A 21,392-nucleotide genomic window follows, 5' to 3' on the forward strand; every position below is an offset into this window, starting at 1 on the left:
AGTGTGTTATCTGTCTTTTCCCAAGTTCGCTTATAAAGAAACGAGCGAAGTGGGGGTAGATGGGTCTGTATCGCACAATTTGATGCGACCGAGGTCGACATCACGCGTCCCGAGTGTTTGCGAGACGCTCATTTGAGCGAGTTCTTTCATGTTGTTATCTTTACTAAGGTGAGCCAAATAAATCCGTTTCGTCTGATCTCCGATGACCTCGCTCATCGCGATGGCCGCGTCTTCGTTCGAGACGTGACCGTAGTCCCCGAGTATCCGGCGCTTGACGCTCCACGGGTAACGTCCCATCTGGAGCATCGAGACGTCGTGGTTCGACTCGAAAATGAAATCATCGGCCCCGCGGATGACACCTTTCATCCGGTCGGACACATAACCGGTGTCGGTGATATGGGCGAGGCGCCGTCCGTCATGGGCGAACTGATAGAACATCGGGTCGGCCGCGTCATGGCTGACGTTGAACGACTCGATTTCGATATCCCCGAACTGTTTAATCTCCCCCACCTCAAAGTGAAACTTCAAGGCCGGGTCGACCTTCCCGATCAAGGATTCCATCGCGTCCCACGTCTTCGCGTTCGCGTAAATCGGTAAATTGTATTTTCGAGCGAGAATCCCGACACCTTTAATATGGTCGGAGTGCTCATGTGTGACGAGCAGTGCATCGATACCGTCAAACGATCGGCCGATCTCGGTGATGCGTTGTTGCATCGCCTTTCCGGTCAATCCGGCATCGACGAGCAATTTCGCCCGTTCCGTCTCAATGTAGAGGGCGTTCCCGGTCGAACCGCTCGCAAGCACACTATAGCGTAAAGTCACTCGATCACTCCTTTCATTCTTCTGAATCAAATTCGACCCGTTCGACAGTCCCATCGATCGCGTTGACGAAATAGACAGACTCGTCAATCGTAATCGACCAGAGCGGCGGCATGATAATCAAACTGCCGGTACTGTCGAGCGGCAGGCTATAGAAGCCCGTATTGATGGCCCGCATCTCTTGATTCGGCTGGAAGTATTTCCGGGCCGCGAGTTGCGAGATGGCCTCGCTCGCCGTCAAGACGAGATCGTCTTGCGACTTCGAGGTCAAGTTCGTCAAATGACGTTGTTTATAGTCGGTCACTTCAAACGCTTCGTTCAATTGAAGCAATAGCAGTGACGGACCGATGTACTTCTCGGTTTCCCCATCGATTTCAGGGTTCGAGAAAATTTTATTGTTCTCATACGTCTGTACGAAAGCGACTTGACGCGTCTCGGCGTCATATCGCCAGTACGCATACTCGGAACCGAACGGGACATATTCCGAAACGAACGTCGCGCCCGTCGTCCGCAAATCGTTTTGATCGAGCGGGACAGGTTGCTTCAGCTCGACTTCGAGCTGCATGTTGTCGACTGTCGTCGCCAGTTGGGCTTCTCGATTCTGCGTGATCATCGCGGCCGACATCTGTTCCGACGATCCCGTCAAATAGCCGATGTCGCGGCCCATCCGCGGCAACTTCGACGCATCGACGTTACGCTGGTCCAAGATTTGCGCGATCGACGTATTGTCGTTCGTCACGACCTCCGTCGCCCACGTTTCCGTCAAGAGCTGGAACAACAGGTAGATGTTCAGCGCGAGGAAGGCGAAGAGGAGAATCGTTTTCGCTTTACTCCAGTCCACGATACATCATCCTTTCTGTCCAGTCCTCCGGTTGATCGAACGGAATCCATCTCCCGGCTTCCCGAACGAACCAGTTCGGGGAGAACGTGACGTAACGACTCGTGTCTTCATTGTATTCAATCTCATAGCCGAGACGAATCTCGGTCACGTTTTCAAATCGTCCAGCGTTGACGAGCGTATCGACCACATCTTGTCCATCCGCGAGCTGCGTCGTCCCGACCGAAATCAACCGATCGATTTCAAGATGGTGCCGGGTGATCGAGCGGACTTGCGTCCCGTCGTTCTCGACACGCAGCGTCGACAAGTCGACGGCATCGTTGTTGATGAACGCCTCCCGTTGACTGAACACCGGGAAACCGTTCACGTGAAACCGGAACACGGTCGTCTCAAAACCTTTATTGGCCGGGGTGATCGCATCGAAGCGAAGCGACAAGCCTTGGCTCTCCGACGTCTCATCGACCCAGCCGCCATGGAAGTTGACGAACTCGACAATCGTATCGAGTCCGATGACCGAATCCTGTTCCGTGCTATTGCGCGACAAGTTCCGGTAGCGGCTCGCGTTCAGCTTCGCATCGTACTCGGCGACGCTAATCCCGTTCGTGAGGGCGCCGACGGAGCTGGCCGGATCGACTTCCTGCACGTTCGGGTCACCCGGGAAGAACGTATCGCGCATCCAATCGAGACGGGCCGAGATTTGAATCTGAGACACGTCATAGGCGAATAGCTCGTTCATCGCCGGTCCGACGACCGGGATATAGTTGACGCGTTCATCCGTGTACGTGACACGTCGCATCGCCCGATCCGAATCTTTCAAGAACAGGCTATTGACGTCCCCTTGCCCGACTTTCGACAAGCGGCCTTCCCAGAGCGATTGGTCGCTCATGATGGTACGGATGCGCCACGTATCGTCCTTCATGAAGATGAGGGCCCGCTGCGGCACTTTCCCGGACAGGCTATACGAGCCCGGGAGCATGTAGCTGAGCGTGTCCGCATAATACGCTTCCGGTAAAATCAGTTCGACGGCCTCGTCGACACCCGCGTACAAACTCGGAACGGTCTTGACGGCGAGCGGTTTGAACTCGCTCGCTTCGAACGACTCCCGGATGACGCGCATAATCTGTTTCGGTGTATTCTTCGTGGCAAAGACGGCGTTGTTCTCATGGACGACCGTTTGGGCCGGCACGATAACTTGACGTGCCTGGCGCTGCAACGACTCGTCCACCGTCGCGACTTGCGTCTCCGATTGGACCGACTGATATTTCGGATGGTAATCCCAGAGGATGACCGTCTGGACGATGGACGTGACGATCAAGGTGAGCAAGACGAGCGATTTCACTAGTTCTGGCTTCGCCAAGAAGCGTGGTCGTTCCATCAGTCATTCACCTCCACGATCGTATCGAACGGGATGGTGAAGTAAATCGTCGTGCCGCGTCCAAACTCACTCTCAGCCCAAATGTCGCCGCCATGAGCCGACACGACTTCTTTGGCGATTGATAGACCGAGTCCGGTCCCGCCGATATTGCGGGCCCGAGCCTTGTCGACCCGATAGAACCGTTCAAAGATTTTTTTCAAGTTCGATTTCGGGATACCGACCCCTTCATCCTTAATGCCGATGACGAGCCGCTTGGCCCGGAGCATCGTCCGGAACGTAATCGTCCCGCCTTCCGGCGAGAACTTGATGGCGTTCGTGATGATGTTGTCGATGACTTGCGTCATCTTATCTTGATCGGCATGGACGTACACGCGGCGTTTCATGAGCTTACGGCGGAACTGAATCGTCTCGCCTTTCGTCATCTCATGTCGCTCGATGATATCGTTGAAGAACTGAATGAAGTCGAACTTCACTTTTTGCATCGTATATTCTTTGCTGTCCATCTTCGACAGTTGCAACAAATCGTTGACGAGGCGAATCATCCGCTCCGTCTCGTTCTGTGTCGTCTCGAGGAAGCGTGGGGCGAGCTCGTCGTCCTTATACGCGCCTTCCGCGAGTACTTCGAGGTAACTCCGCATCGTCGTGAGCGGCGTCCGCAGCTCGTGGCTGACGTTCGCGACGAACTCACGGCGGTCTTGCTCGACTTGTTCTTGCTCGGTCACATCGTGCAAGACGACAATCAGACCGGTAATCGGTCCGCTATGCTTTTGAATCGGCGAGAAGTAGGCGCGGACGAGGAACAGTTCTTCGTCCGTACTGAGGTCGATCAGTTTCGGCGGCATCGTGCCGTCTTCCGGGATGACAATCTCATCGTCAAACTCGAGCAGGTTCTGAAGGTTTGCCCCCATCGCCTCTTCTTCGGCGAGCCCGATCATATCGCGGGCCTGATCGTTCATCAAGATGACCCGGAGCGATCGATCCGTCGCGACGACCCCGTCCGACATGTTCTCGAGGACGCTCGTCAAGCGGCGTCGCTCGGCCTCGGTCGTGGCGTTCGCTTCCATCAGCTCATCGGTCAATTCGTTGAAGGCGTAGGCGAGTTGGCCGACCTCATCATCGGAATAGACTTTAACTTTCCGCGAGAAATTCCCTTTTCGCATCTCGACGGCTTGTCGACGCATATCCGCAATCGGTCGCGTAATCGTCCGTGACAGCAAAATCCCGAGAATCGACGTGATGATGAGGGCGATGAGCGTCCCGGTCGCGAGGATCCGGGTCACTTGTTCCATCTGGTTATAGATGGACTTCATCGACGCCTCGATATAAATCATCCCGGTCGTCGTCCCATCGACCTCGGATTTGACTGGAACGGCGACGACGCGCATCCGTTCGTTCGAGTCTTCATAGACGAGCGTCTCTTGCGCCCCGCTCGTCGCGAATGATTTTTGAATGAACGAGTTCGCCGTCCGTTGTCCGACGAGACTCTGGTTGTTCGGGTTCGACGTCGCCCGGACGACACTGTTCGTGTCGATAATCTGGACTTCGCGAATGTCGTCAGCTAGCGTCGTGCTCTCCGTAAACTCAGACAGCAGTTGATCCAGTACCTGGTTCAACTGCTGGTCCGAGGTCGAGTCACCGCCGTTCGATGCGATCCCTTCACTGACGTTATAGCTCAGAAGGTTGGCCCGATCGACGAGCGACTGCGAGAAGTTGTTGATGTATTGTCGTTCGAGGGAGCGTACGAAGTACACTCCGATGACTTGCATCGCAACAAGAATGAGCAGCGCATAGATGACGACGAGCTTCCACTGGATAGATTTAAAGAAGTTCGTCCGTTTCATCGTTTAGTCTTCTTCTCCTGCTTTTAAATAGTAACCGACACCACGGCGCGTGATGATATACGTCGGCGTCGATGGGTTGTCTTCGACTTTCTCACGCAACCGGCGGACCGTCACGTCGACCGTCCGGACGTCGCCGAAGTAGTCATAGCCCCACACCGTCTGAAGCAAATGCTCGCGTGTCATGACTTGCCCGATGTTTTGGGCGAGGTAGTGGATGAGCTCGAACTCACGGTGCGTCAGTTCGATTTTCTCTTCCCGTTTCGTGACCATGTACGAATCCGGATGAATCGTCAAATCACCGATCACGATATCGTTGTCGTTGGCACCTTTCGTCTCTGGGGCCGGGGCCGTTGCGTGACGGCGCATGTTCGCCTTGACGCGGGCCAAGAGCTCGCGTGAGCTGAACGGCTTCGTGACGTAATCGTCGGCACCGAGCTCAAGTCCGAGCACTTTATCAATCTCAGAGTCTTTCGCCGTCAACATGATAATCGGCATGTCGTACTTCTTACGGACTTCACGGCACACTTCCATGCCGTCTTTGAGCGGCAACATGATGTCGAGCAAAATCAAATCCGGTTTGACTTCTTCGACTTTCACGAGCGCCTCTTCCCCGTCATAGGCGACGTGGACTTGGTATCCTTCTTTTTCAAGCTTAAACTTCAATATATCTGCGATTGGTTGTTCGTCATCTACCACTAAAATCGTACGATCCATTCAGTGAGTCCTCCTCTTATCGTTAAACGTACATGTCTACATTGTAACTCTTTTTCTATATGTTAGAAAGCGTGGTCCATTTCCGTGGAAATGAAAAGAGAGCCACGAGGGCTCTCTATCTTATGCTTCGTAAATGTCACGCAAGATGACCGTCTGCTCACGTGCCGGTCCGACCGAGAACGTCAACAATTCGATGCCTGTCAACGCTTCGATGCGTTTGACATAGTTTTGCGCGTTTACCGGCAAGTCTTCGAACTTACGGATGCCTGTGATATCTTCTGTCCAACCTGGGAGCTCTTCGAACACCGGCTTGCACTGCTCGAGCACGCGGAAGTTCGGCGGGTACTCATCAAGGAGCTTGCCTTCGAATTCGTATGCCGTACAAATCTTGAGCGTCTCAAGACCCGTCAACACGTCAATCGAGTTGAGGCAAAGGTCTGTGATGCCGCTGACGCGACGTGAGTGGCGGACGACGACCGAGTCGAACCAACCGACGCGACGTGGACGGCCTGTCGTCGTACCGTACTCTTTTCCGACTTCACGGATCGTGTGACCGATTTCATCGTCAAGCTGGGTCGGGAACGGGCCGTCTCCGACGCGTGACGTGTACGCCTTACAGACGCCGACGACGTGATGGATCTTCGATGGACCGATACCGGCACCGCTCGATACGCCGCCTGAAGCCGCGTTCGATGATGTGACGAACGGGTACGTTCCGTGGTCGATGTCTAGCAATACACCTTGTGCGCCTTCGAAGAGCACTTTCTGTTCTTCGTCGAGCGCGTTGTTCAACACGACCGATGTATCACATACGTACTTGGCAAACTGTTGGCCGTACGCATAGTATTCTTCGAAGATGTCATCGAATTCGATCGCATCGACTTCGTACATCTTCACGAACATGCGGTTTTTAATCGTGAGGACCGTCTTGAGCTTCTCGGCGAACACTTCTTTGTCGAGCAAGTCGGCGATGCGAATCCCGATGCGCGCCGCTTTGTCCATGTAGCAAGGACCGATTCCTTTGAGTGTCGTCCCGACTTTGGCGTCGCCTTTCGCGTCCTCTTCGAGCTTGTCCTGCAACTGGTGATACGGCAAGATGACGTGGGCCCGGTTCGAGATGCGGAGGTTATCCGTGCTCACACCGCGCTCGTGCAAATACGCGAGCTCCGTGACGAGCGATTTCGGATTGACGACCATCCCGTTCCCGATGACACATGTTTTGTCCGAGTAGAAGATCCCCGATGGAATCAAGTGAAGTTTATACTTCGTATCGTTGAAGACGATCGTATGACCAGCGTTGTCTCCCCCTTGATAACGCGCGACGACCTCGGCCTGCTTCGATAAGAAGTCCGTGATTTTTCCTTTACCTTCATCGCCCCACTGCGTTCCCACTACGACTACTGATGACATAATGAATCCTCCTTGTAGATAAACGTTCTATTCAAACCATCCGTAAGTGTACACTTGCTCTTGTTGAAAGTCAACCTAATACCGAACGATATTTTTAAGTTGTAATCTTTCGTTCGTTATTGACGTGTCATTTCTCGTTCAATGATGGAATTTTTTAAAATCAAGATACGTTTAGGTCTAAAGACCGACAAAAAAAGGCGACGTCTCGTGACGTCGCCTTCGGCGGACTCATTCGTCCTACATCGGCGGCGCAAAGGCTTGCGTCTCCATGTTGACGAATTTATTGTATTCTTTTCGGAACGAGAGTTTGACCGTCCCGGTCGGACCGTTACGCTGCTTAGCGATGATGATCTCGATCGTGTTGGCGTCTTCACTCTCTTTGTCGTAATAGTCATCCCGGTATAAGAAGGCGACGATATCGGCATCTTGCTCGATTGCCCCGGATTCCCGGATATCCGACATCATCGGCCGTTTGTCTTGACGGCTCTCAACACCACGTGAGAGCTGCGACAAGGCGATGACCGGTACTTGAAGCTCACGCGCGATCGCTTTGAGCGTACGCGAGATTTCCGAGACTTCTTGTTGCCGGTTCTCGCCCGGCTTGCCGTTTCCGACGATGAGCTGCAAGTAGTCGATCATGATCATGCCGAGGCCGTGCTCTTGTTTCAAGCGGCGGCACTTGGCCCGAATCTCGTTGACGCGAAGACCCGGCGTGTCATCGATATAGATACCGGCTTGTGATAACGATGACATGGCGAGCGAGAGCCGCCCCCAGTCCTCGGCCTCGAGCCGTCCCGTCCGTAGACGCTGGGCGTCGATATTGCCTTCCGCACAGAGCATACGCATGACGAGCTGCTCGGCACCCATCTCCAAACTGAAGATGGCGACGTTCTCGCCGGTACGGACGGCCACGTTTTGCGAGATGTTCAAGGCGAAGGCCGTCTTCCCGACGGAAGGACGGGCCGCGACGATGATGAGGTCGTTGCGTTGGAAACCGGCGGTCATCTTGTCGAGATCACTGAACCCGGTCGCGATTCCGGTGATTTCGCCGCTCGATTGGTGCAGTTTTTCAATCGTCGAGTAGGCGTCCGATAAGACGGAGCCGATTGGATGGAAACTTGACTGCCCTTTGCGTTGCGACACTTTTAAAATGTTCCGCTCGGCGTCTGACAGGACGGCATCGACCTCGTCTTGGCGTTCGTAGCCGTCCGAGACGATGTTCGTCGCAGTCCGAATCAAGCGGCGGAGCGCCGCCTTTTGGTCGACGACGTTCAAATAATAACCGATGTTGCCGATGGCTGGAACCGCTTCGGCGATTTCCGCCAAATAGTTCAACCCACCGATTTCATCGAGAATGCCTTGGGCTTGAAGCTCCGAACTGAGCGTGACCAAATCGACGAGTTCGCCGCGGTCGTTAATCTTCAGCATCGCCTCAAAAATCCGTTGATGGCTGACACGATAAAAGTCGTCCGGGTCGACCCGCTCCGAGGCCGTAATCAGCCGATCGGAATCGAGAATGACGGCCCCAAGGACAGCTTGTTCCGCTTCGACGCTATGTGGCGGGGTGTTGACTTGAATCGCATCACTCATACGTTGTCTACCTCACCTTCACGCTTCTTGAACATGAACGTTTAACAAAGCCGTGACGTCATGATGCAACTTCACCGGCACTTTCGTGAACCCGAGCGCTTTGATTGGGTGCTCAAGCTCGATTTTACGCTTGTCGATCTTGTAGCCCATCCCTTTCAACGCTTCACCGATTTGTTTGCTCGTGACCGAACCGAAGACGCGTCCGCCCTCACCTGATTTCGTCTTGACGACGATCGTCTCTTTTTCAAGCTTGTCCTTCAACTGCTGGGCTTGCTTCAATTCCTCTTCGGCCGCTTCTTCAGCGCGTCGCTCTTTTGCGGCGAACGCCTTCAAGTTACCCGGTGTCGCTTCGACCGCCAAGTTCTTTTTGAAGAGTACGTTCTTCGCATACGCGTCCGCGACGTCTTTGACGTCACCCGCTTTCCCTTGACCTTTTACATCTACTTTTAAAATGACTTTCATTCAGAATCCTCTCCCTCTGTTTCATCTGTCATATAATGATCAATCGCTTCTTGTAATAACGTCTTTGCCTGTTCCCGGCTCACGTTCAATTGCGTCGCCGCGTTCGTCAAATGGCCGCCCCCGTCCAGCATCTCCATGATGACTTGGACGTTGACGTCACCGAGCGAACGCGCACTGATGCCGGTCCGGCCGTCTGGTAAGATGGCGATGACGAACGACGCTTTGACGCCCTCCATGTTGAGAAGTTGATCGGCCGATTGGGCAATCAACACTTGATGATGCGCCTCATCGTCCGAGGCGACGGCAATCGCCATGCCTCCGGAATAGATGTCTGTATTTTCAAGAATATGGGACTGCTCGATATACGAATCGAGGTCTTGACGCATGAAATGTTGGACGAGCACGGTATCGGCCCCTTGAATTCGAAGGAAGGAAGCGGCATCGAACGTCCGCGACCCCGTCCGCAAGGTGAATCCTTTCGTATCGACCATGATGCCCGCGAGGAGCGACGTCGCCTCTAAAATCGACAGTTTGCGCGTGCCGGCCTGATACTCGATCAGCTCGGTCACGAGTTCACACGTCGAAGACGCGTACGGCTCCATGTAGACGAGGACCGGGTCCTCGATAAACTCTTCGCCGCGACGATGGTGGTCGATGACGACGACCCGTTCCGCCCGGTCCAAAATGTCCCGCGAGATGACGAGCGACGGCCGGTGCGTATCGACGACGACGAGGAGCGTCTGTTCATCGATGAGCGGTTGGGCTTCAAACTCCGTCAAGAAACGACTATATAGATCTTCATCGTTCTCGACTTCATGGACGAGCCGTTGAATGCCAACGCTCGTCTCACCGGCCGGAATGACGACGTACGCTTCGCGTCCAACGAATTCAGCCAGTTTCATGATGCCGATCGAGGCACCGAGCGAGTCCATATCCGGGTTTTTGTGGCCCATGATGAGGACCCGGCTCGACTCCCGAATCAAATCGCGCATCGAGTTTGAGATGACGCGGGCCCGAACCCGGGTCCGTTTCTCGGTCGGGTTCGTCTTGCCGCCGAAAAAGCGGACTTTTCCGTTATGACGTTTGACGACGACCTGGTCCCCGCCGCGCCCGAGCCCTAAATCGAGACTCGATTGCGACAAGTTGCCGAGCTCCGTCAACGTCGTCTCTCCGCAGCCGATGCCGATGGAGAGTGTGAGCGGAATTTTATGCTCTTTCGTCGCCTCGCGGACCTCGTCGAGAATCGAGAAACGATTGTTCTCGAGTTCAGAGAGCGTCCGTTCGTTCATGACGAGAAAGAAGCGGTCAGCTGCCGTCCGGCGCATATAGATGTGATATTTTTGAGCCCATTGGTTCAATAGGACCGTCACGCGTCGATTGATTTCACTGCGAACCTGCTCATCGACGGCGGTCGACATCTCATCATAGTTATCTAAATACAAGACGCCAATCACGGTCTGCGTTTCCGAGTATTTTTGTTCAATCTCTGCCTCATCCGTCATATCAAACAAGTACAGTGTCTGATATTCCTTATTGTAGAGGACGCGATACACGCGATCCCCGACTTCGATGGTCGCCTCGTCCTCTTCTTCCTCGACCAACTCGGTAAACGCCGAGTGAATCGAGTCGAGCGGGATGCCGAGTTCCATCTCAAGCTCAAAGATGAGCCGAGACTGTTCATTGAACCAGCTGATGCGACGCGCTTCGTCGAAGACGAGAATCCCGATCGGCATGCCGGTGAGCGCTTCTTTCCCGACATCTTCAATCCGATGCGATAAGGAATGGACGTATTGCTCCCATGCCTTGCGTTCGCGCCGAATCGTCACTTGCTGATAGATGAAAAAAATCAGCGTGCCCACGAACAGGGTGATTGCCGCCACAATGCTGTAGAACGCCAATCCCAACGCGACGAGCATTCCAATCACATATGGAATCGCGTAACGCGCGTACTGGTTCTTCACTGATGTTATTGCTTCACCACTGTGCATGTGTGCCTCCTAAAATGAGTGGTGTTCCCACCCATGATATCTAAATGGTTTCTGCTCTATCATACCATATCCGTCCGTTTCACTTACACTCCTACATCGGCTCGAAAAACAAAAAACGACCTATCCCGAGGGATAAGCCGTGTGTCAAAAATTACTCTGCAACGTATGGAAGCAAAGCCATTTGACGTGAGCGCTTGATAGCGACAGTAAGTGGACGTTGGTATTTCGCTGAAGTACCAGTCACACGACGTGGAAGAATTTTACCACGCTCCGAAACGAAGCGTTTGAGCAATTCTACGTCTTTATAATCGATATGAGTGATGTTGTTCGACGTAAAGAAACATACTTTACGACGACGACGACCTCCTGGACGACGTGCCATGTGAAGACCTCCTTTTTAGTTTAGTTTTCGAATCGGCGCGATCAAAATGGCAGATCGTCATCCGATAAGTCGATTTTTCCGCCACCCGAGAATGGGTCGGCTTCAAAACCTTTGTTTGAGTTCGAGGACTGAGATGAAGTCGAAGAAGCGGCTGCGCCCCATCCTGACCCACTTGACTCACCACCACCGAAGACATCTCCAGCCGGTGCTGTATCACGTTGCCCTGAGGCACCGCGTGGTTCAAGGAAGCGTACGCTATCGGCTACGACTTCTGCCCGGTAACGACGTTGGCCATCTTGACCTTCGTAACTACTGATTTGAAGGCGACCGTCTACGCCGGCCATGCTGCCTTTTTTCAAATATTGTGCCACGTTCTCTGCTTGTTTGCGCCAAACGACACAATCAATAAAGTCCGCCTCGCGCTTCCCATCTTGTCCAGTGAATGGACGATCGCAAGCGAGAGTAAAGCGAGTTACGGCAATCCCGCTCTGCGTGTAACGCATTTCTGGATCGCGTGTCAATCGACCAACTAACACAACTCGGTTAATCATCTCAAAGCTCCCCTTTCGCAATATGAAGCGTTAAGAATTAACGCTCGTCTTTAGTTGTCATTTGACGGACAACGTCATCAGAGATCTTCATGAGACGCTCTGTTTCTTGAATCGCTTTAGGCTCAGCAGTGATGTTGAGAAGAACGTAGTGTCCTTCGCGCATCTTGTTGATTTCGTAAGCGAGACGACGTTTACCCATGTCTGTTGTTTTATCAACAGTACCACCGTTTTCAGTGATGACGTTGTTGAAGCGTTCGATTAAAGCTTTCTTAGCTTCCTCATCAACTGATGGACGGATAATGTAAAGAAGTTCGTATTTACGCATTATCTTTCACCTCCTCTTGGACTAACGGCTCCTACCGGTTGTAGGAGCAAGGAGCAAACAATTGTTTTACTCACGTCATAATATACTATCAAACTTCTGTTCGTTTTACAATACGTTTCCGTAAAATGGCTTAAACGTTGAAACGGAACGTGACGACGTCGCCATCTTGGAAGACATATTCTTTTCCTTCTGAGCGAAGTTTCCCTTGCTCTTTGACCGTCGTCATGTTGCCGGCAGCCGACAAGTCTTCATACGAGACAACTTCAGCCCGGATGAATCCGCGCTCAAAGTCAGAGTGGATAACGCCTGCACATTGTGGGGCTTTCATTCCTTGTTTGAACGTCCAAGCACGTACTTCTTTTTCACCGGCCGTGAAGTATGTCGCGAGACCGAGCGTCGAGTAAGCGGCACGAATCAATTGATCGAGACCTGACTCTTCGATACCGAGGTCTTGCAAGAACTCAAGACGCTCTTCTGGTTCGAGCTCTGAGATTTCTTCTTCGATACGGGCACAGATGACAATCACTTTCGCCTCTTCCGTCGCTGCGTGCTCACGCACGGCTTGAACGTATGGGTTTTGATCGGCATCCGCGACTTCGTCTTCACTGACGTTCGCGACGTAAAGCATCGGCTTCATCGTGAGCAATTGGAAGTGTTTGACGATGGCGAGTTGATCGTCCGTCAATTCAGCGACGCGAGCCGGGCGCTCAGATTCAAGGACAGCTTGAACGATTTCAAGTGCCTCGAGTTCTTGAGGGGCTCCCTTATCTTTCGACTTGACCATTTTTTGAACGCGTGTGATGCGTTTCTCGACCAACTCAAGGTCGGCCAAAATCAATTCGAGGTTGATGGTCGTAATGTCATCGATTGGTGAGACTTTTCCGGCCACGTGCGTGATGTTGTCGTCTTCAAAGCAACGGACGACTTGACAAATCGCGTCGACTTCACGGATGTTGGCGAGGAATTTGTTTCCGAGACCTTCTCCTTTTGACGCGCCTTTCACGATTCCGGCGATGTCTGTAAACTCAAATGCGGTCGGTACGGTCTTCTTCGGTTTGACGAGTTCTGTCAACCGGTCGAGACGCGCGTCCGGTACTTCGACGACCCCAACGTTCGGGTCGATTGTTGCGAACGGATAGTTGGCTGCTTCTACACCCGCTTGCGTGATGGCGTTAAATAATGTCGATTTCCCGACGTTCGGTAATCCGACGATTCCTGCTGTTAATCCCACTTGTATGTCCTCCTCATCCGGCTTTCCCGGGAAATGTTGATCCGTCTGTGGAGTGGGTACGTTCAGTACACCACACCTTCACATCCTTCACAATTATAGTTAGTCCTCGATTAAACCGCAACTCACGGTTGCAACATAGAGAAGAACGCCACTTATTCAGCGGCGTTCTCTTGTTTAAGCACTTTTTTCAATCGCTTATCAAAGTCACGGCGCGGCATGAGTACGCTCGCCCCGCATCCTTGACACTTGATGCGAATGTCCATCCCGACCCGCGTCACTTGCCAACGGTTCGTCTGACAAGCGTGCGGTTTCTTCATTTCTACAAAATCGTTCAACTCATACGATTTAGCCTGCATTTTCGGGCGCTCCTTTAGTCGATGTGGTTGGCGGCATCATGACAGTCCGCGGATACGGGATTTCGATTCCGCGCTCGTCTAATCCAGCCTTCAACTCTTTATGCAAAATCCGACCGGCCGCAAAGTGTTGCGTCGGCGGAACTTCGGCCATGAGACGATAGACGACTTCTGATGGCCCGAGCGACTGCACTCCGGCAAGCGTGATCGGTTCGATGAACAAGTCGTGATATTTCTCCTCGACCGTCTTCGCAATCTCTTTCAACGCCTGCTCGACTTTAGCCATGTCTTCTTCATAGGCGACACCGATATCGACGACCGCGACGCTGTTCTCGAGCGAGTAGTTCGTCACTTGCATGATCTGTCCGTTCGGGATGATCGTCACTTGTCCGTTCAACCCTTTTAACTTCGTCGTCCGAATCCCGACTTCGATGACGGTGCCGTCGACTTGTTGATTTAAATTGACGTAATCCCCGTTCTTATACTGGTTCTCAAAGATGATGAACGCGCCTGTGATGACGTCCTTCACCAAGTTTTGTGCGCCGAACGAGATGGCCAGACCGGCGACCCCGGCCGATGCGATCAAACCGGCGATATTGACGCCGAACTGTCCGAGCACCGTCAAAATCATAATCAGACCAAGCACGTAACGAATCGTGTTTTGGGCCAATTTTGACAGCGTCTCATTTTGCCGCTGCGTCACAATATCGTGCTCTTTAATTTTACGCAGTGCGAACACGCGTTGGACCATCGACGTCAAAATGCGGGACGCCACATAAAGCGCCAAGATGATGAGTGCGACACCGGTCAATTTGATACCGAGACCGATCCACATCTCCGTGTCTTGGAAATAGGCGACGAACCGATTGACACTATCCATCGTTTCGTCGGCCACCGTACTTAAGTTTGTATCTGTATTTTGTGAAGCCATGTTGTCACCTCTAGCGTTATAGATTCTAACCCATCAAACCATAATTGACGACTTTTCTCAAACCCTACATCCGGACGTTATAAGTTTCGGTGTTCCGGGAATGGGATAATACGGTTTCATTCCGCAATTGCAACTAGACGCAGGCAGCTTAGAAGAGAGGATGAGATTCATGCCGTTTCGCCTAAAACCTCATAAACCATACTCTTTCTTCATCGAACATACTGAACGGAGTGGATCCAAGCTCTTTGCCGATCAACTGCATGATCAGTTGGCAAAGGAGACGCATCGTCCGATCGTCCTCGTTTGTATCGGCTCCGACCGTTCCACCGGTGACTCGCTCGGACCGCTCGTCGGCACGTTCCTTGAGGAGCGCTTTGTCCGCAATATCCATGTGTACGGCACGTTGACAAAACCGGTCCATGCGCTGAACCTTGTCGAGACGCTCCATGAGATTCAGACACGCTTCCATCGTCCACTCATCATCGCCATCGACGCTTGTCTCGGTCGCTTGTCGAGTGTCGGCTATATCTTCTTCTCAGAGGGACCGCTCGCGCCCGGTGCCGGTGTCCAAAAAGAGCTTCCTTCGGTCGGCGAATATAACATCAAAGCCGTCGTCAACGTGAGCGGCTTCATGGAGATGATGATTTTGCAAAACACGCGCCTTCACCTCGTCTATGAGCTGGCCCGTTTCATCACCGACGGGTTCGTCGAGTTCGACTTACGCATCGGGCGGCTCCATCAAGAAGAGGCGGCCATCACCCGGCTTCGTCAATCTCGCGACGAATCGAAATCTTGAGGCGATAAAAGCGTCAACAGATGCTCCAAATCGTCTTGTGAGAAATACTTCAGTTCGAGGACGCCCCCTTTTCGACGCGGGCGAATCGATACATCCATTTGAAGACGTTCCGCTAGCACCGCCTCGACGGCTTCGACGTCGGCGTTCGAGCGTTTGAGCGTCTTTTTTTCGATGCGCTCTTTTTGTAAATAGCGCTCGAGCCGACGGACCGTCCATTGCTCGGCGATGACGCGACGGGCGATTTGTTCCATCGCCTGCACTGATTTCATGCCCGTAATCGCCCGGGCGTGGCCCATGGTCAGCTCGCCGACCATGACCGCATGCTGGACCGCGCTCGGCAACCGGAGCAGTCTCAGGCTGTTCGTCACGTGGCTCCGACTCTTCCCGACGCGTTCGGCGAGCTGTTGCTGGGTCAATCCAAGCGTCTGCATCAACTGTTCGTAGGCGAGCGCTTCTTCGATCGCGTTCAAGTCGGCACGTTGAATGTTCTCAATCAAGGCGAGTTCCATGACGCGATCCGAGTCGGCCGTGACAATCAATGCCGGGATATCCGTCTTGCCGGCCAATTGCGCGGCTTGGAACCGGCGCTCTCCGGCGATGATTTCATAAAACCCGCTCGCTTTGCGGACGACGATCGGTTGTAACACGCCGTAACGCTCAATCGACTGTCGGAGTTCGTCTAGCTTTTCTGGTTCGAACTGCTTGCGGGGCTGGTTCGGGTTTGGACGAATGTGTTTAATCGGTAACCGTTCCATCATGATTCCTCCATTCCTGCTGACTGATAGCTATAAAAAAAGCACAGGCTCACTTTTGTGGCCGTGCTTTCGGGATTCGAATCCGAATTTCAACAAATTCGTCTTCTTCGACTTCCTCGGTCTGGACTTCAATCCCGGACTTCCCGATCAAACTGACCGAGTCCCGGATTGTATTAAGGGCGATTCGCGTATCTCTGGCGAAACTTTTCGTCCGACGGCGCTGCTTTTTCGGTTTCCGCTTCTCTTCTTCAATCGGTGTCGTCAAGAAGGCGACGCGTTCTTCCGTCTCTTTGACGTTGAAGTCCTGTTCTAAAATCTCCATGAGCACTTGGAGCTGCAGGCCTTCCTCTTTTAACGGCAAGAGCGCCCGAGCGTGACGTTCATTGATTTGGCGGTCACGCAAACATTGCTTGACGTCGTTCGGCAATTTCAACAAGCGTAGTTTATTGGCAATCGTCGACTGGCTCTTCCCGAGACTCTTCGCGAGCGCGTCTTGCGTCAGACCTTTCATGGCGAGCAGACGGCCGTATGCCTCCGCTTCCTCAATCGGACTGAGCTGTTCCCGCTGCAAATTCTCAATCAAGGCTAAAGCGGCAGTCGTATCGTCATCCATGTCCCGAACGATGGCCGGAATGACAGACCATCCAAGCGATTTGACGGCGCGGAAGCGGCGTTCCCCTGCGATAATCTCGTAGCGCCCCTCTTCTGCTTTCCGAACGACGATCGGTTGCAAGAGACCATGCTCGTCAATCGTAACGGCCAATTCTTCAATTTTAGCCGGCTCGAATACTTTACGCGGTTGATAACGGTTCGGGAGAAGCAACGATAACGCGATTTCTTGAACCGCATCATTCGGTTTGACCTCTGCGATTTCTGTAACCGCCACTTCTGGACGACTTCCGAACAGTTTAGCAAATGTTTTCTTCAACGTCGGCACCCCTCTATGTAAAAAATAAGCAGATTCCACTACCGGAATCTGCTTTTAGTTTCACGTGAAACACGATTGCTCAGATTAGCGGCTCTTTCGCCGGGGTACCCGCTTTACGTGGATATTTCCCAGGCGTTTTTCGTAATTTATCTACAATTACGATATTACGCTCACTCATCTCTCCTGGCAATAGGAACTGGTGTGTCGTTTTTACTTTCCCACCGAGCACGGCCAAGGCGTTTTTCGCGTCGACCAGCTCGTCGGAAACTTTCGCCGCTTTGAGCGCTACGAACGTTCCGCCGACTTTTGCGAGCGGTAAACAGTACTCGGCGAGCACCGTCATCCGGGCAACCGCACGGGCGGTTACGACATCAAATTGCTCACGAAATTTTTTATTTTTTCCAAACTCTTCGGCGCGTCCATGATGGAACGCGACACCTTCTAACCCGAGCGCGAGCGCGAGTTCGTTCAAGAACGTGATTCGCTTGTTGAGCGAGTCGATAATCGTCACGTGAAGGTGCGGGAATAGAATTTTGAGCGGCAAGCTCGGGAATCCAGCCCCGGCACCGACGTCACAGACGGTTTCGACGTTTGTGAAATCGAAATGGAACGACGCGCTGAGCGAATCATAGAAATGCTTCAAATACACTTCTTCCTTGTCCGTGATCGCCGTCAAATTCATCTTTTCATTCCACTCGACGAGCATCTCGAAATAGCGTTCAAATTGAGCGAGTTGCTTCTCGCTCAATTCAAATCCTTCTGCCTGCAACGCCTCAATAAATTGGGATTGGTTCATCGTTTCACTCCACTGTCGCGTATTGTCCTTGCTCGATATAGACAAGAAGGATCGAGACGTCCGCCGGATTTACCCCGGAAATACGTGACGCTTGTCCAATCGAGAGCGGACGAACTTGTTTTAGTTTTTGTTTCGCTTCCGTCGCAAGACCACCGATTGCATCGTAATCGAGTTTCTCTGGAATCCGTTTTTCTTCCATCCGACGCATCTTCTCGACTTGCTCGAGCTGCTTCGAGATGTAGCCTTCGTATTTCACTTGAATCTCGACTTGCTCCGCCACTTCGAACGGCACTTCGATCGGAGCCGGTGCAATGCGCATGAGCGTCGCATACGTCACTTCAGGACGCTTCAAGAGGATGCTGGCATGCGTCGCTTCTTTGAGCGGGTTCGCGCCGACTTCTTCGAGCACAGCGTTCACGTCAACTGACGGTTTGATGACGAGTCCATTCAGACGCTTCACTTCTGCCGCAATCGCAACCCGCTTGTCTTCCAGGTGGGCATGACGCTCCGGTGACAATAGACCGACTTCGTGACCGATATCGCTCAAGCGAAGGTCCGCATTGTCGTGACGCAAGAGCAAGCGATATTCGGCACGTGATGTGAGCAAACGATAAGGCTCGTTCGTCCCTTTCGTCACGAGGTCGTCAATCAAGACACCGATATACGCCTGTGAGCGGTCCAAGATGACCGGCTCTTTGCCGAGCACTTGGCATGCGGCGTTGATTCCGGCCATGATGCCTTGTCCGGCAGCTTCTTCATAGCCGCTCGTCCCGTTGATTTGACCTGCCGTGAACAATCCGCCGACCGTCTTCGTCTCGAGTGTCGGCCAAAGTTGCGTCGGCACGACCGCATCGTACTCAATCGCATATCCCGGACGCATCATTTCTGAGTTCTCAAGCCCTGGAATCGTCCGGAGCATTTGATGTTGTACGTCTTCTGGCATACTCGTCGAGAAGCCTTGAACGTAAATCTCTTCCGTATCGCGACCTTCTGGCTCGAGGAAGATTTGGTGACGCGGTTTATCGTTGAACCGGACGACTTTATCTTCAATCGATGGGCAGTAACGCGGGCCCGTCCCTTTGATGGCGCCTGAGTACATCGGCGAACGGTGCAAGTTCTCATCGATTAGCTGGTGCGTCCGCTCGCTCGTATATGTGAGCCAGCACGGGATTTGCTCGATCGGATCAAGGTCTGTCGACGTGTACGAGAAGAGCGACGGATTGTCGTCCCCTGGTTGAATCTCCGTCTTCGAGTAATCAATCGTCTTCCCGTCGATGCGTGGCGGTGTCCCCGTCTTGAAACGAACGAGTTCGAGCCCGAGCTCTTCTAAATGCTTCGACAATTCGACAGAAGGCATCTGGTTGTTCGGACCGCTCTCATACGACAATTCGCCGATGATGATTTGACCGCGCATGAACGTACCGGTCGTGACGATGACCGCTTTCGAGCGGTACTCCGAACCCGTATTCGTGACGACGCCGGCGACTTTCCCGTCTTCGATGAGAAGTCGTTCGACGAGCGCTTGACGAAGCAATAGGTTCGGTTCGTCTTCAAGCACTTTCTTCATGTGATTTTGATATTGGAATTTGTCCGCTTGCGCCCGTAATGCACGCACTGCTGGACCTTTCGATGTGTTGAGCATCTTCATTTGAATGTACGTCGCATCAATCGCCTTCGCCATTTCGCCGCCGAGGGCATCGATTTCGCGAACGACGATCCCTTTCGCGGGACCGCCGATCGATGGGTTGCAGTACATGAATCCGACCATATCCGGATTCATCGTGAGCATCGCCGTTTTCGCGCCCATACGCGCCGAAGCCAGTGCGGCCTCGATTCCCGCATGACCGGCTCCAATGACGATGACATCAAACTCGCCTGCCGTGTAAGCCATAGTTGTTCCTCCTTATTATTTCCCAAGACAAAACTGTGAAAAGAGTTGATCAATCAAACTTTCTTGAACGGTATCCCCGTTGATTTCGCCGAGCGTATCCCACGCCCGCCGTAAATCGATTTGGACCATATCGATCGGTAAATTCATGGCGGCACTTCCAAGCGCCTCCTCGATCTGTTCGATTGTCCGTTTGATGAGTTGAATGTGTCGTGCGTTCGAGATATATGTCATATCCTGTGATTCGACGCCTTTGGCGAAGAACAAGTTCGAGATCGCCTTCTCCAATGCATCGATTCCCTCTTCTAATAAGAGAGACGTCGCCACAATCGGGCGACCTGCCGCTAGTTTCTCCAGCTTAGAAGAATCCATACTTTGTGGCAAGTCCGTCTTATTGATGATAATGATGGCATTCATACCAGCGATCGCCTCAAACAAGGCCTCATCCTCGACAGTCAGACCTTCGTGCCCGTTCAAGACGAGCAAAATCAAGTCAGCGCCCGCGAGCGCCTTGCGCGATTTCTCGACACCAATCCGCTCGACGATATCTTCCGTCTCCCGAATCCCTGCCGTATCAATCAATTTGAGTGGAACGCCTTTGACGTTCACGTACTCTTCAATCGTATCGCGCGTCGTTCCGGCGATTTCCGTGACGATCGCTTTCGTCTCTTGTACGAGCGTGTTCATGAGCGAAGATTTGCCGACGTTCGGCCGACCGATAATCGCTGTCGCCAGCCCTTCTCGTAAAATCTTTCCTTGTCGCGCCGTCTCAAGCAACTGCTCGAGCACGCGTTTCACTTCGCCCGCCTTGTCTTCGACAATGGCCTGGGTCATCTCTTCGGCGTCGTATTCCGGATAGTCGATATTGACCTCGACCGCCGCAATCGTCTCAAGCAATAGTTGACGCAACTCGCGGACGAGCCGTGACAAACGTCCTTCCATCTGAGACATGGCAACGTTCATGGCCCGATCCGTTTTGGCACGAATCAAATCCATGACGGCCTCGGCTTGCGACAAATCGATTCGTCCATTCAAAAAGGCGCGTTTCGTGAACTCGCCCGGTTCTGCCAAGCGGATGTCCGGTTGTTCAAGAATCAGTTCGAGGACACGATTGACCGCGACGATTCCCCCGTGGCAATTGATTTCGACGACGTCTTCTCGCGTGAACGTCTTCGGTGCGCGCATGATGCTCACCATGACTTCATCGACGACCTCGTCCGTGCCAGGACGTTTCAATTTTCCGTAATGGATCGTATGTGACTCTACTTTCGTCAAATCTTTTCCCGAAAACACACGGCCCACCGTCTCGACGGCGCGGTCACCGGACAAGCGGACGATTCCGATTGCCCCTTCACCCATCGGCGTCGAAATCGCCGTAATCGTGTCAAACTCTAGCATCATCTTTCCCTCCCATACTTC

The 21,392-nt window shown here is 52.9% G+C and carries 21 protein-coding genes; 1 reads left to right on the forward strand and 20 read right to left on the reverse strand.

From position 1 onward, the window contains the following. Positions 1-30: 30 nt before the first annotated feature. From KNO58_RS10840 to KNO58_RS10910, 15 genes are all read right to left on the reverse strand, one after another. The gene (locus tag KNO58_RS10840; RefSeq protein ID WP_021067871.1) at positions 31-822 is read right to left on the reverse strand and encodes an MBL fold metallo-hydrolase; all 792 of its coding nucleotides are present in this window, start codon (positions 820-822) and stop codon (positions 31-33) included. Between the two features lie 13 nt (positions 823-835). Beyond that, positions 836-1,660: a two-component system regulatory protein YycI gene (locus KNO58_RS10845; RefSeq protein ID WP_214753835.1), complete on the reverse strand. Its 825-nt coding sequence runs from the start codon at positions 1,658-1,660 to the stop codon at positions 836-838. Beyond that, a complete protein-coding gene (gene yycH, locus KNO58_RS10850) occupies positions 1,647-3,032 on the reverse strand; it encodes a two-component system activity regulator YycH (protein ID WP_214753837.1) in 1,386 nt (461 codons plus the stop codon). Before yycH ends, KNO58_RS10845 begins: the two co-directional genes overlap by 14 nt. Then, the gene (walK, locus tag KNO58_RS10855) at positions 3,032-4,873 is read right to left on the reverse strand and encodes a cell wall metabolism sensor histidine kinase WalK (RefSeq protein WP_214753839.1); all 1,842 of its coding nucleotides are present in this window, start codon (positions 4,871-4,873) and stop codon (positions 3,032-3,034) included. The genes yycH and walK overlap by 1 nt, the downstream gene beginning before the upstream one ends. 3 nt (positions 4,874-4,876) lie before the next feature. Continuing rightward, positions 4,877-5,587 (reverse strand): response regulator YycF, encoded by a 711-nt coding sequence (gene yycF, locus KNO58_RS10860; RefSeq protein WP_021067867.1) that lies wholly within the window; start codon positions 5,585-5,587, stop codon positions 4,877-4,879. A 120-nt stretch (positions 5,588-5,707) separates the two neighbouring features. Next, the gene (locus tag KNO58_RS10865; protein WP_214753841.1) at positions 5,708-6,997 is read right to left on the reverse strand and encodes an adenylosuccinate synthase; all 1,290 of its coding nucleotides are present in this window, start codon (positions 6,995-6,997) and stop codon (positions 5,708-5,710) included. A 237-nt stretch (positions 6,998-7,234) separates the two neighbouring features. Beyond that, positions 7,235-8,587 carry a replicative DNA helicase gene (gene dnaB / locus KNO58_RS10870; RefSeq protein ID WP_021067865.1) on the reverse strand — a complete coding sequence of 451 codons (1,353 nt, stop codon included), beginning with the start codon at positions 8,585-8,587 and terminating at the stop codon, positions 7,235-7,237. A gap of 18 nt (positions 8,588-8,605) precedes the next feature. Next, a complete protein-coding gene (rplI, locus tag KNO58_RS10875) occupies positions 8,606-9,049 on the reverse strand; it encodes a 50S ribosomal protein L9 (protein WP_214753843.1) in 444 nt (147 codons plus the stop codon). Next, complete coding sequence (locus KNO58_RS10880) at positions 9,046-11,037, reverse strand: DHH family phosphoesterase (RefSeq protein ID WP_214753845.1); 1,992 nt, start codon at positions 11,035-11,037, stop codon at positions 9,046-9,048. Before KNO58_RS10880 ends, rplI begins: the two co-directional genes overlap by 4 nt. 151 nt (positions 11,038-11,188) lie before the next feature. Then, positions 11,189-11,419, reverse strand: coding sequence for a 30S ribosomal protein S18 (gene rpsR, locus KNO58_RS10885; RefSeq protein ID WP_015880232.1), 231 nt, complete (start codon positions 11,417-11,419; stop codon positions 11,189-11,191). 41 nt (positions 11,420-11,460) lie between these two features. Next, positions 11,461-11,970, reverse strand: coding sequence for a single-stranded DNA-binding protein (gene ssb / locus KNO58_RS10890; RefSeq protein WP_021067862.1), 510 nt, complete (start codon positions 11,968-11,970; stop codon positions 11,461-11,463). A gap of 37 nt (positions 11,971-12,007) precedes the next feature. Continuing rightward, positions 12,008-12,295, reverse strand: a complete 288-nt coding sequence (gene rpsF / locus KNO58_RS10895; protein ID WP_021067861.1) for a 30S ribosomal protein S6 — start codon at positions 12,293-12,295, stop codon at positions 12,008-12,010. A 130-nt stretch (positions 12,296-12,425) separates the two neighbouring features. After that, complete coding sequence (gene ychF, locus KNO58_RS10900) at positions 12,426-13,526, reverse strand: redox-regulated ATPase YchF (protein WP_214718806.1); 1,101 nt, start codon at positions 13,524-13,526, stop codon at positions 12,426-12,428. Between the two features lie 152 nt (positions 13,527-13,678). After that, on the reverse strand, positions 13,679-13,882 hold the full coding sequence (locus KNO58_RS10905; protein ID WP_016509068.1) for a DUF951 domain-containing protein: 204 nt from the start codon (positions 13,880-13,882) through the stop codon (positions 13,679-13,681). After that, the gene (locus KNO58_RS10910; RefSeq protein WP_214753847.1) at positions 13,872-14,810 is read right to left on the reverse strand and encodes a mechanosensitive ion channel family protein; all 939 of its coding nucleotides are present in this window, start codon (positions 14,808-14,810) and stop codon (positions 13,872-13,874) included. Before KNO58_RS10910 ends, KNO58_RS10905 begins: the two co-directional genes overlap by 11 nt. A gap of 169 nt (positions 14,811-14,979) precedes the next feature. Between KNO58_RS10910 and yyaC the strand changes: the two genes are divergently transcribed. Then, the gene (gene yyaC / locus KNO58_RS10915; RefSeq protein ID WP_214753849.1) at positions 14,980-15,606 is read left to right on the forward strand and encodes a spore protease YyaC; all 627 of its coding nucleotides are present in this window, start codon (positions 14,980-14,982) and stop codon (positions 15,604-15,606) included. On the opposite strand, the gene KNO58_RS10920 is transcribed toward yyaC, so the two are convergent. The 5 genes from KNO58_RS10920 to mnmE all read right to left on the reverse strand — a co-directional run bounded on the left by KNO58_RS10920 (position 15,579) and on the right by mnmE (position 21,371). Beyond that, positions 15,579-16,361 (reverse strand): ParB/RepB/Spo0J family partition protein, encoded by a 783-nt coding sequence (locus tag KNO58_RS10920; RefSeq protein ID WP_214753851.1) that lies wholly within the window; start codon positions 16,359-16,361, stop codon positions 15,579-15,581. The two genes, yyaC and KNO58_RS10920, sit on opposite strands and share 28 nt — an antisense overlap. 49 nt (positions 16,362-16,410) lie before the next feature. Beyond that, positions 16,411-17,289 carry a nucleoid occlusion protein gene (gene noc / locus KNO58_RS10925; RefSeq protein WP_214718808.1) on the reverse strand — a complete coding sequence of 293 codons (879 nt, stop codon included), beginning with the start codon at positions 17,287-17,289 and terminating at the stop codon, positions 16,411-16,413. A 79-nt stretch (positions 17,290-17,368) separates the two neighbouring features. Further along, complete coding sequence (gene rsmG / locus KNO58_RS10930) at positions 17,369-18,085, reverse strand: 16S rRNA (guanine(527)-N(7))-methyltransferase RsmG (protein ID WP_214718810.1); 717 nt, start codon at positions 18,083-18,085, stop codon at positions 17,369-17,371. A gap of 4 nt (positions 18,086-18,089) precedes the next feature. Further along, a complete protein-coding gene (gene mnmG, locus KNO58_RS10935) occupies positions 18,090-19,976 on the reverse strand; it encodes a tRNA uridine-5-carboxymethylaminomethyl(34) synthesis enzyme MnmG (RefSeq protein ID WP_214753853.1) in 1,887 nt (628 codons plus the stop codon). A 15-nt stretch (positions 19,977-19,991) separates the two neighbouring features. Then, on the reverse strand, positions 19,992-21,371 hold the full coding sequence (mnmE, locus tag KNO58_RS10940; protein WP_214753854.1) for a tRNA uridine-5-carboxymethylaminomethyl(34) synthesis GTPase MnmE: 1,380 nt from the start codon (positions 21,369-21,371) through the stop codon (positions 19,992-19,994). Between the last annotated feature and the right edge of the window lie 21 nt (positions 21,372-21,392).

Source organism: Exiguobacterium sp. J17977, assembly GCF_018616375.1.
In the GTDB taxonomy this organism is placed as follows: Bacteria; Bacillota; Bacilli; order Exiguobacteriales; family Exiguobacteriaceae; genus Exiguobacterium; species Exiguobacterium mexicanum.